Origin of the sequence: uncultured Sphingobacterium sp. (genome assembly GCF_964277905.1) — a bacterium.
Taxonomy (GTDB): Bacteria; Bacteroidota; Bacteroidia; order Sphingobacteriales; family Sphingobacteriaceae; genus Sphingobacterium; species Sphingobacterium siyangense.
Window position 1 is genome coordinate 1 of sequence record NZ_CAXYKD010000047.1, and the last position, 10,601, is coordinate 10,601.

The 10,601-nt window shown below is 41.8% G+C and carries 10 protein-coding genes; 8 read left to right on the forward strand and 2 right to left on the reverse strand.

The window, feature by feature from the left end; genetic code table 11:
- Positions 1–221 precede the first annotated feature (221 nt).
- Both ACHWSC_RS21640 and ygiD read left to right on the forward strand, forming a co-directional pair.
- Positions 222–1,055, forward strand: a complete 834-nt coding sequence (locus ACHWSC_RS21640; RefSeq protein WP_394678144.1) for a helix-turn-helix transcriptional regulator — start codon at positions 222–224, stop codon at positions 1,053–1,055.
- Between the two features lie 137 nt (positions 1,056–1,192).
- Complete coding sequence (gene ygiD / locus ACHWSC_RS21645) at positions 1,193–2,050, forward strand: 4,5-DOPA dioxygenase extradiol (protein ID WP_394678145.1); 858 nt, start codon at positions 1,193–1,195, stop codon at positions 2,048–2,050.
- Here ygiD and ACHWSC_RS21650 read toward each other — a convergent pair.
- A complete protein-coding gene (locus tag ACHWSC_RS21650) occupies positions 2,047–2,178 on the reverse strand; it encodes a hypothetical protein (protein WP_394678146.1) in 132 nt (43 codons plus the stop codon). The genes ygiD and ACHWSC_RS21650 overlap by 4 nt on opposite strands.
- 76 nt (positions 2,179–2,254) lie before the next feature.
- On the opposite strand from ACHWSC_RS21650, the gene ACHWSC_RS21655 reads away from it, so the two are divergent.
- The 3 genes from ACHWSC_RS21655 (at position 2,255) to ACHWSC_RS21665 (ending at position 4,092) form a co-directional block, all read left to right on the forward strand.
- Positions 2,255–2,554, forward strand: a complete 300-nt coding sequence (locus tag ACHWSC_RS21655) for a SelT/SelW/SelH family protein (protein WP_120333397.1) — start codon at positions 2,255–2,257, stop codon at positions 2,552–2,554.
- Between the two features lie 67 nt (positions 2,555–2,621).
- Complete coding sequence (locus ACHWSC_RS21660) at positions 2,622–3,458, forward strand: methylated-DNA--[protein]-cysteine S-methyltransferase (protein WP_167512264.1); 837 nt, start codon at positions 2,622–2,624, stop codon at positions 3,456–3,458.
- A gap of 22 nt (positions 3,459–3,480) precedes the next feature.
- Positions 3,481–4,092, forward strand: a complete 612-nt coding sequence (locus tag ACHWSC_RS21665; protein WP_394678147.1) for an alpha-ketoglutarate-dependent dioxygenase AlkB family protein — start codon at positions 3,481–3,483, stop codon at positions 4,090–4,092.
- Between the two features lie 123 nt (positions 4,093–4,215).
- On the opposite strand, the gene ACHWSC_RS21670 is transcribed toward ACHWSC_RS21665, so the two are convergent.
- On the reverse strand, positions 4,216–6,096 hold the full coding sequence (locus tag ACHWSC_RS21670) for a M1 family metallopeptidase (RefSeq protein WP_394678148.1): 1,881 nt from the start codon (positions 6,094–6,096) through the stop codon (positions 4,216–4,218).
- Positions 6,097–6,294: 198 nt separating this feature from the next.
- Here ACHWSC_RS21670 and ACHWSC_RS21675 point away from each other — a divergent pair, with 198 nt between their 5' ends.
- From ACHWSC_RS21675 to ACHWSC_RS21685, 3 genes are all read left to right on the forward strand, one after another.
- The gene (locus ACHWSC_RS21675; RefSeq protein WP_088162749.1) at positions 6,295–7,605 is read left to right on the forward strand and encodes a BamA/TamA family outer membrane protein; all 1,311 of its coding nucleotides are present in this window, start codon (positions 6,295–6,297) and stop codon (positions 7,603–7,605) included.
- Between the two features lie 107 nt (positions 7,606–7,712).
- On the forward strand, positions 7,713–8,504 hold the full coding sequence (locus ACHWSC_RS21680) for a hypothetical protein (protein ID WP_394678149.1): 792 nt from the start codon (positions 7,713–7,715) through the stop codon (positions 8,502–8,504).
- Positions 8,505–8,522: 18 nt separating this feature from the next.
- On the forward strand, positions 8,523–10,592 hold the full coding sequence (locus tag ACHWSC_RS21685) for a TonB-dependent receptor (protein ID WP_394678150.1): 2,070 nt from the start codon (positions 8,523–8,525) through the stop codon (positions 10,590–10,592).
- The last annotated feature ends 9 nt before the right edge of the window (positions 10,593–10,601 follow it).

The following is a 10,601-nucleotide window of genomic DNA, read 5'->3' on the forward strand; positions in this document are numbered from 1 at the left end:
ACAACCCCTATTAACCCCCTGTTAAAACGGTACTATAGTGCTGTTAATTACAAATCAGTATACAATTTGAGCCTAAGCGACGTAACAACAGGCCTCCCCTTTTGTCAAAACTGCCGCTGAAACAAGCTAAAATAGCAATATAAAAAGCCAAATGGTCTTTGACAAACAATATGTAAATGAAACCGTATATTCGTAAATAGCAAATTAAAATCTTCCTTATTTTGAACGGACTTTTCAAAATTTACAAAGTTGACGCCGATGAGGCACTGCGCATACAACAATCCAAAAACGAAATACATCAACATGATTTCGAGGAATTGATTATTGGTGTGGCAGGAAAACTCGAACATTTTATCGATTTTAAAACAAAAATCTACACCGCTCCATTTATAAGTTTTGTCACTCAGGGCAAAACCCACCGCGTCAAACCTCTTCTGCATAATAATAACATTGAATTTTGGGTCATTCGATTTAAAAGTGAATTTATCCCCGAAACGACTTTCCAGCTCTACGCCCACTTTCATGAAAATGCGACATTGACCTTCGCCAGCCCCAACTGCTTCGGGAGATTGATAGTTTTGTGTGAGCTAATGCAGCAGGAATGCTTACAAACTAGCGTAGACTATGCGGTTATCAAGCAGCTATTGAGCACCATCTTTACCATGATTGAATCTGAACGGAAAAGGCAATTTCCAGACAGCCAACAGCAATTGAAAAATCAGAGTACAACGTTCACAAGCTTTCTATCTATACTGGAAGAGAACTACCGCCGTCCCGAAGGCGTTAATTTTTACGCGGAGAAGCTTTTTATGTCGACACGAAACCTAAATTTAATTTGTCAGAGCATATTACAACAAAGCGTTTCTGAGATTATCGAAACACGGAAACTTATTGAAGCAAAAAACCTCTTGTTGACAACGACTAAAACGATCTCGGAAATTGGTTTTGAACTCGGTTACCAAGATAAAGCCTACTTTACCAATGTCTTCAAAAAGAAAGCAGGCATGACGCCTTCGGAATTTAGAAATGAGATCCAAAAACTTATTTCCGAATAGCGTACAACAGATTTCCGAATAGTACAACAGATTGACAGGATAATGATACCGCCTAGCCAAACCCATCCCTTACCTTTGTAATAAAAATTGACGCAGTCACATCATATCAAATGCGTAGAAAGGATTTTATTAAAATTATGGCAACATTACCATTAGCTGGAGTAGCTCATAAAGCAAACTCTTTATATAAATTTTCCGAGGAACTGGAGGCAACGGACAAATTTCCGGTCTTATTTTTAGGACATGGAAGTCCCATGAACGCCATAGAGGACAACGAATTTGTCCGGGGATTCAAAAAAATTGGCCAAACTTTCGAAAAACCGAAGGCGATTCTTGTTGTCTCGGCACACTGGGAAACACGTGGAACATTTGTCACAGCGATGGAGCATCCCGCCACCATTCATGACTTTGGCGGTTTTCCTCAGGCATTATTTGATGTCCAATACCCAGCTCCAGGCAGCCCGGCGCTCGCTTTAGAAACACAGCGTATTGTCAGCAAAACAGACGTTCATCTCGACGACAAATGGGGGCTGGACCATGGATCATGGTCTGTAGTCAAACATCTATACCCTGATGCAGACGTTCCTATTATTCAAATGAGCATCGATTACACACAGCCTGCAGCATACCATTATGAAATTGCACAGCAATTAAACGCGCTAAGAAAAAAGGGTGTACTCATTATCGGTAGCGGCAATATGGTGCACAACTTACGGATGGTCGCCTGGGACAAACTCGATACGGCAGGCTATGCGTATGAGTGGGCTACTATAGCCAATGAAAAAATGAAGAAATTTATTCAGAACGGCAACCATCAGGCGCTCATAGATTTCAAAAAACAGGGCAAAGAGTTCGACTTGGCAATTCCAACTCCTGAACATTACCTCCCTTTAATCTATACCTTGGGTTTACAGGAGAAAAATGATGAGTTGTTTCTCTTCAACGACAATTCAGTGGCTGGATCACTGACCATGACCTCTTTGAAAATCGGTTAAGCCTCCGGCATACCTATCAGGAATATCCAACAATACCAGCCCATTCCATTAACCGAGAAAAAGGCCAATGGAATGGGCTTGTTGTATACAGTACTCCGCTGAGTCGGAAATAATCTCGAAATTTCCATGACAAAAAGCGTTAGGATTGCAGCGCTAGGATTGATAAATTTGTTTGAAACAAAACAACGTACTTGAACTTAACTCATGGCAACAAAACCTGTTATTGAAATTGAATATTGTCCAAAATGCAATTGGATGCTGCGCGCCGCCTATATGGCGCAGGAGGTACTGAGTTCGTTCACGGATGAGATCCATGGAGTGATGCTGGTCCCCAGCGAAATTGCAGGCCGTTATACAGTACGGGTAGCGGATAAGGAGATATTCGATCGAAAAAGAGCCGGTCGATTCCCCGAAATAAAAGAACTCAAACAACTGATCCGTGATCTGGTCGCCCCAGATAAATCCTTAGGTCATTCGGACAAATCTCCTTCATCCAACATTTAATTTAGCATAAATCGGATTTTAAAGACTTCTTCTTATTAGCAACTTTGTATAAATTAAATGAACAATCATGACTATTCAACAAGAAGTAGATTTTCAACGTATCGCCAAGGCCATACATTTCTTACAGGAAAACTTTAAGTCTCAACCTACATTGGGTCAGATCGCTTCTCATGTTTACATGAGTGAAGCTCATTTTCAACGCATGTTTACCGCATGGGCAGGTACAAGTCCCAAGAAATTCTTACAGTACGTAAGTATAAATTATGCAAAATCATTGCTCAAGGAAAATAACATTGCTGAAACAACATTCCAGCTTGGCCTTTCCAGCAGCAGTAGACTTCATGAACTATTTATCAACATTGAGGGGATGACTCCCGCTGAATATAAAAATGAAGGCTCCAATTTATTGATTTCCTACGCGTATTATCAGAGCTTATTCGGCACAATGCTAATTGCATCCACCTCAAAAGGTATTTGTCATATTGCCTACGCGGATGATAACATAACAGCTTTTGACGCTCTTCAGCAACGATTTCCGAACGCAACATACCTACAACAGGGGAACAGCATGCACGAGAATGCACTCAGCGCATTAAATCCCCAAGATAAAGATATCCGTCAGGTAAAATTACATTTAAAAGGCACTGATTTTCAATTGAAAGTCTGGGAAGCTTTATTAAAAATCCCTATGGGTAACTTAAGCACTTACGGTGCTATCGCTTCTCAAATCGGAAACCCCAAAGCTTCCCGTGCTGTCGGCACAGCTGTCGGAAGCAATCCGATAGCTTACCTTATCCCCTGTCATCGTGTTATACAAAACAGCGGTATATTTGGTGGTTACCGATGGGATCCAATGCGGAAAACAGCGATGATCGGATGGGAGACTTTACATACGGCAATTTAGTAAATACACACAATACGATCACATGGAACTTTTCGACAATCTCTTCGATGGCAATAGAAATCTACTTCCTTACGATGGAACTGTCAATTATTATGGTAAAATACTGCCTCCACTGGAAGCAAACCACTATTTTGATATACTCATGGACTCGATCGAATGGGTAAATGACCGTGCTATTATTTTTGGAAACGAAATCGTCACCAAACGAAAAGTGGCTTGGTATGGCGATCAGGCTTTCGAATATAGCTATTCCAACACCACTAAAAGGGCGCTTCCCTGGACAAAAGAGCTTCTTGAACTGAAAAAGATTGCCGAAGAACAAACACAGGAGACGTATAATTCCTGCCTGTTGAATCTATATCACAATGGCGACGAGGGAATGGCCTGGCACAGCGACGGTGAAAAAGACCTCAAAAAAAATGGAGCAATTGCTTCTTTAAGCTTTGGTGCTGAACGAAAGTTTGCCTTTAAACACAAAACGAGCAAAGAAAAAATAGACATCATCTTGGGTCATGGAAGTTTATTGGTGATGAAAGGTCTTACACAAACGTATTGGCTGCATCGGCTTCCACCGACAAAAAAAGCGTTCAGTGCACGAATTAATCTGACATTTCGAAGCATTGATCAGCTGTAGTCTTACAGGCCCAAGGTAAGGCTTACAGGAATGGACACCTATTTGTAGGTAGACTTCACAACAGCATTCAGTCATTAATCGTGTCAACCTTTTCAAACATAAAGGCTGACACGATCGATCGGGTTATTTAATAACGTCCCAGCTGTTGTCCTTGGCTGTGTAATCCATAAAAATGCCACCGTCCAAGGTAATATTTTTCACCTTTTTAGTCGAAGTCCAAGTCAGGATTACCTGTTTTTCATTGTGTTGCCAAATTGACGGAGTTTGGTGTTTTGTCTCCACCGATCCATCCGTATAGGTAATCAATACATCAAACGGAATTGCAAATCCCCCAACATTGGTAATCGTAAGTGTATTTTTACCGGCAAGCTGTTTAAAACCATTCACTTTAAGGTCGATGTAATTATTGGTGAAATACCAATTTTTCCAATACCAGTTTAAATTCTGCCCAGCTCCAGCATTGATGCTATAAAAGAAGTCCCAAGGCGTCGGATGTTTTCCATGCCATAGCTCCATGTAATGGTGTAGTGCTTTTTTAAACAATTCATCGCCAAGATAATCCCGTAACGCAATATAAGACAATGCGGCCTTGATGTAGGCATTGTTGCCGTACCCTAAACCATTCAACTGAGAGGTCATGGTAATCAAGGGTTGGTCTTCTTCTGTAGAGGGGTCAAAGATATAGCGCTTTACACGGGCATCTTTGAAAAGTTCTTTATTTTTTTCGGCACCAATCTCCGCATTTCCAATCCAGAATTCCAATGCAGTAGCCCAGCCTTCATCCATATAACCATATCGCGTCTCATTGATACCCATGTAAAAAGGGAAATAGGTATGTGCAATTTCATGGTCTGCTGTTTGCCGTGCATCCACGAGATTATCTGGGACACTCGAATCATTAATCATCATCGGATATTCCATATCTGCAAACCCCTGAACGGCTGTCATTGTTGGGTACGGATAGGTGACACCAGGCCAATTTTTAGAAAACCAGTCAATGCAATATTGCTGCCAACCAATGTATTGTTCGAAATCTGGCGTTCCGGCGACATAGCTTGACTGCACACTCACGCGCTTACTTCCCAAATCTACACTCCCGCCATCCCAGATATAATTATCACTCACACTGAAACAAAAATCAGGCACATAGGTTGCTTTGAATTTCCACTTATTCCAGGCTTCTTGTGTTGTCACTTTCCCCGCTTTCATTTCGGCATCTGTCGCGATATTTATTGGCGTATCGCTGACTTTTGATTTTTCGAAACGGTCCAGAATAGGTTTCTGCAGTACCTCAACCGCATTTGTCAATTCACCTGTCGCCCATACAACAAAGTTCTTCGGAACAGATATCTCAAATTGATAATCGTTGAAACCATTGTAGAATTCTTGTCGGCCATTATGTTCCAGAAGATCCCAGCCATTGTAATCGTCGTATACAGACACACGCGGATAAGAGTAAGCACAATAAAAGGTGGAAGCATTCAATAGCCCTTCACGGTCGCTTTCGACAGATAACGGATATTCCCAGCTAATGTCCAATGTTGCAGTGCTTCCCGGAAGGATTTTCTGCCCAAAATCACCTAACTTCACCGTTCCCCAGTCCTTGCTGTTTACGTCGTAAACTTGACCATTCAGTTTAAACGATTTAATCTTTAGGCCCGAAGTCAGGTAGTCGTCCGAAGCGTATGCCGCACGTACCGCATTAGGTTTGTGCACATTGTTCACAAATCGGATAGCCAAGCGTTTCAATGTATCGGGACTATTGTTTGTGTACAGAATAGTCTCTGTTCCACTCACCATCTTTGTGGCCGGATCCAATTGCACCCGCACATCATACTTGCCAAAATTCTGCCAATAATTTTTTCCTGGTAGACCCGTTTTGGTACGGGTTCCTTTTTCGATCGCTTGCTGAATATTTCTTGGGGTATACAGTTCTTGCGCATGAGCTACCCCTGTCAATAAAAGCAAAGTCAATCCATAATTAAATATAGTGCGTCCTATCATATCCTAGTTTAAATAATCAAACTAAGATAAATTTGCTGTGATTTGCAAGTTTAATTCTCCAGCTCCACAAGAAAAATAAACTTCTTCAACACAATACCACATTTGCATTTGTTCAGAGATCAAAAAAAGACAGGCTCCGAGTACTTGAGAAAACATTTTATTTTTTTTGACGTTTAGTTTTAAGATAGACCCGAATGTATGCATCAACTTTTACGTTTTAACGATTTCTTCCGACATGCTTTTTTAGGAATACTTTTAATTTCAATCCCTACGCTGCTCGCTGCCCAAACCGATGCAAAAACAGACTCTCTTGCACAGTACAAACATCAGCGTGACTCGGCCTTGGCCAGTCAATACGATATATCGGATCTAATCGGAAGAATAATCCATCCCAAACGAAAAAAGGAACATGCGAGTAAACGCTCTCCCATCACCTTAATGCCCAACATTGCCTACAACCCAACCATTGGTGGTCAGATCGGAATCAAGGCTGTCGCGGGGAAAGTATTGGGTGACCCCAAAACAACGACCATGTCGATCGCAGCGACATCCGCCTCAATCACCACAAAAAACATCATGGTCTTCTATATTAGCCATAATATCTTTACACCCAACAATAAACTAAATTTTCAGGGCGCTTTTGCACTTGTCAAAATGGTCGCTTTAGATGCGGGTTTGGGTATGACTCCCCATGGAAAATGGAACAATGCCGATGAAGAGATCCTTGCCAACCCGGACCATAAAAAATACGGAGCAAAATATAACGCATTTACATTTAATGAAAAAGTCTATAAACGGATCGCCGACGGACTATTTGTTGGAGCCGGATTGGCGTTTGACTTACGACGAAAAATAACCAGCAGTGGCCCCAATGGCAACATTACGCCCAATACCATCTACACCGAAAAACATGGCTTCGAGCCCGACAGTTATAATTCCAATGGACTATTGCTCAATATGCAATACATGACAAGAGACAACCCCAATAGGCCTTACAAGGGTATCTATTCGGATATCGGTGTGCGATGGAACACAACGCTGTTGGGCAGTAGCAAAAGTGCTGTACAGCTTACCACCGACTTTCGAAAATACTTTAGTTTATCTCAGTCCGACCCGGCTCATGTACTTGCCTTCTGGTATTGGGGCTCCTATAAACTCGGTGGTACACTCCCCTATTTTGATCTCCCCGGAACGGGAAGAGACGTCGCCGTCAGAAGCGGCCGCGGTTACACCATTGGTTATTTCAAGGGAATTTCTTTCGGTTATGCCGAAACAGAATACCGCTTCCCAATTTTAAAGAATCGCTTTTTGAGCGGAGCTGCTTTTTTTAACCTACAGACTGCCAGCGACGAACTGGGCACCAAACTTTTTGAAAGGTGGCAACCTGGGGGTGGTGCCGGATTACGGGTACTCTTTAACAAAGCAACACGCACAAATCTATGTCTGGACTATGCCTTTGGAAAATATGGTTCCCGTGGTTTCTTTTTGGGGCTGAATGAAGCTTTCTAATTCCAGATTGCGACAGCTTTGTTTGCCATAAAATAACTAAATTAGCCGATGTTGTTGCTCTTTCTATTCACGAAGAGTAACTGAATTGGCATTGACGATACTTCATCATGAATTTAAAAACCTTTTTTCTATACATTCTATTATTATCAGGTCTTGTTTCCTGTCATCAGACAAAGACGCCAATAGCAACAAAGAGTGACGAACAAAAGAAAGAACAGGTAGTCCCTCCTGCATCACCACCACTCCCATCGGATACTTCGAGCTACGATAGCCCGCGTTTTTCAGACAGAATAAAGGAACAAACGCAGCAGTTAATGAAAATGAACGATGCCGGCCTCTTCGATAAACTTCACCAGAAGTTAACGACAACACTAAGTGCAGACCAGAAAGATTATTTTCTTGGGCATCCTAACTTGACTGTTTTAGCGATCGCGAAAGGGAATATCTTCAAAAATGGCCCCGGAGACTTTGGGTATATGCTGTACAACAAAGATAATCATCACATCGAGATCACCTTGTTCGATCATAAAAACAATACATACAACACACTGTATAAAGAGTTAAAAGTTGTCAATACCCTTCAAAATCTGGATTGTTCATCCAGCTTTGGATCGCTCGATTATCTCGTTGCTTCCGAACTGATTTATCAAGAGGATTATATTCGATTAAACAATTCAAATTACCTGATTGACGACAATTCCTTTGATGTAACCGATATTTCGACGAACAAAAACTTTGATTTGCAGCGGGGATGTCTGAACAAAAAATTCTCAAAAGAAGCCATGGCCAACAGTCTTTGTGTACCGACCAGCTCCGTATATGCGAATTTTCAATGCCTAAAATACAATAAGAAAAAGCAGATTTTTGAAATTTATTTCAGTCAGGAATTTGCAGACTAAGCCGACCAAACCTTAACGATGAAAAGATATTACCTACTTGCTACCCTTGGTTTATGTAGCAAATTATATGCGCAGGAAGTGGATACTACGACTAATCGGCTAGAACAAGTCGAAGTTAAAGCCTACTTCAATAAACAACCGCTATTGCGATTGACATCTTCTGCAGCTGTGTTAAGCAGCCAAATGATCCAATCCCAGCAGTCGCCCTCCTTTGTTTCAGCAATGAACAGGGTGCCGGGTTTACGCATGGAAGAACGTTCCCCTGGGAGTTACCGGCTAGCACTCCGTGGGAGTATGGTCCGTTCACCTTTTGGTGTTCGCAATGTCAAAATATACCTGGACGACTTTCCTTTTACTGACGCAGGCGGGAACACCTACCTTAACTTGATAGATCCCTCCGCAATAGGGCAGATAAATATATTGAAAGGTCCAGATGGATCGATCTATGGGGCCAATTCAGGCGGTGTCCTCTCCTTTTATAGTAAAGGATTTGATCGATCTGACAAACCTGAAGTCAACCTCCAATTAACGGGGGGCTCCTACGGTCTTTTTCAGGAACAGCTCAATGCAATATTACCCATCAACCAGACTCAGCAACTTGCTATCAATCAAAGTTGGACAAGAAGTGACGGTTATCGCCAGAATTCAGCCTTAAACAAAAAGAATATCCAACTCAATTACAATTGGCAATATGCAAAAACATCCGAATTAAAATTCACCGGTTTCTATTCGGATCTCGGTTACCAAACTCCGGGAGGGCTCACCGCAGCACAAATGGAGAGCGACCGCAGGCAGGCCCGGCCTAAGGGCGGACCAAATCCTGGTGCTGCTGAACAAAAAGCAGCAATCTACGATAAAACATTCTTTGGTGGACTGAGCAACCAGACGCATCTCAGTTCTAAGATGACCATATTCGCTAGTGTATTTGGTTCATCCAATCAGATCAAAAATCCCTTCATCACCAATTACGAGAAAAGAGATGAAAAGAATTTAGGAACGCGCCTGTATTTATCTTATGTCGATCTGTTGAGCCAAGATTTAAAATATGAAGTCCAACTGGGCTTGGAAGCGCAAAAGGGATGGTATGCTATTGACAATTATGACAACGCCCAAGGTGTCGCTACCGATCCTCAGGCCAAGGACAAATTGGAAAACAGTCAGCAATCATTTTTTGCACGCACCCAACTGGAGTGGCTAGAGCGTCTCCAGGTAGAGCTGTCGCTCGGATTAAATGAGAATAAAATTGGCTACCAGCAACGTTATCCTGTCGCACAAGAAAACAAAGAAAATATTGATTTCGGGAGTACATGGATGCCACGAGCAGCACTATCCTATTTGATCACTCCAATGCTTGCACTTAGAGCATCGATTTCTAAAGGTTTCTCTGCACCAACTGTTGCTGAAGTCCGCTCGTCAGACAATACAATTAATACGATGCTGAAACCAGAAACAGGTACAAACCATGAATTTGGGCTTCGTTGGCATTTGTGGAATCGCCGGATTATTTTAGATGCAGCGGCCTACACGTATCAAATGAACAATGCCATCATCCGACAGGTACGGGATAATGGTGCTGAATATTTTCAAAATGCGGGTAAAATAAACCAAAAGGGATTGGAAGCCTCGCTATTCATGTATTTGATCAGGCCTCAAACAACCGGTATGGTCCGTAGCCTACAGCTGACCAGCAATTTTTCCCTCAATGACTACAGTTTCAAATCCTATCAGGTAGGCGACAAAAACTATAAGAACAATAAACTTCCTGCGGTTCCTAAAACGGTATGGGTAAATTCGTTGAATATACTTTTCCCGAATGAATTCCAGTTGGATCTTCTTTCCAATTTAACAGCAGCCATACCACTGGATGATGCAAACACTGTTTATGCCAAACGGTATCATCTTTTACAAGGCAAATTATCCTGGAGCAAATCTGTCTGTTCACAGCATAAAATCAGATTTTTTGTTGGGGCCGACAATCTACTCAATGAAAAATATAGTCTTGGAAACGATATCAATGCTTTTGGAGGACGGTATTTTAATCCTGCCCCTTTACGCAATTATTATGGCGGAATGAGTTTTAACTTTTAACCAAGCATT

Excerpts from the sequence above, each read along its gene's own strand:
- ygiD (WP_394678145.1), top strand. The coding sequence starts at position 1,193 with ATGGCAACATTACCATTAGCTGGAGTAGCTCATAAAGCAAACTCTTTA.
- ACHWSC_RS21650 (WP_394678146.1), bottom strand. The coding sequence starts at position 2,178 with ATGGAAATTTCGAGATTATTTCCGACTCAGCGGAGTACTGTATACAAC.
- ACHWSC_RS21655 (WP_120333397.1), top strand. The coding sequence starts at position 2,255 with ATGGCAACAAAACCTGTTATTGAAATTGAATATTGTCCAAAATGCAAT.
- ACHWSC_RS21660 (WP_167512264.1), top strand. The coding sequence starts at position 2,622 with ATGACTATTCAACAAGAAGTAGATTTTCAACGTATCGCCAAGGCCATA.
- ACHWSC_RS21665 (WP_394678147.1), top strand. The coding sequence starts at position 3,481 with ATGGAACTTTTCGACAATCTCTTCGATGGCAATAGAAATCTACTTCCT.
- ACHWSC_RS21670 (WP_394678148.1), bottom strand. The coding sequence starts at position 6,096 with ATGATAGGACGCACTATATTTAATTATGGATTGACTTTGCTTTTATTG.
- ACHWSC_RS21675 (WP_088162749.1), top strand. The coding sequence starts at position 6,295 with ATGCATCAACTTTTACGTTTTAACGATTTCTTCCGACATGCTTTTTTA.
- ACHWSC_RS21680 (WP_394678149.1), top strand. The coding sequence starts at position 7,713 with ATGAATTTAAAAACCTTTTTTCTATACATTCTATTATTATCAGGTCTT.
- ACHWSC_RS21685 (WP_394678150.1), top strand. The coding sequence starts at position 8,523 with ATGAAAAGATATTACCTACTTGCTACCCTTGGTTTATGTAGCAAATTA.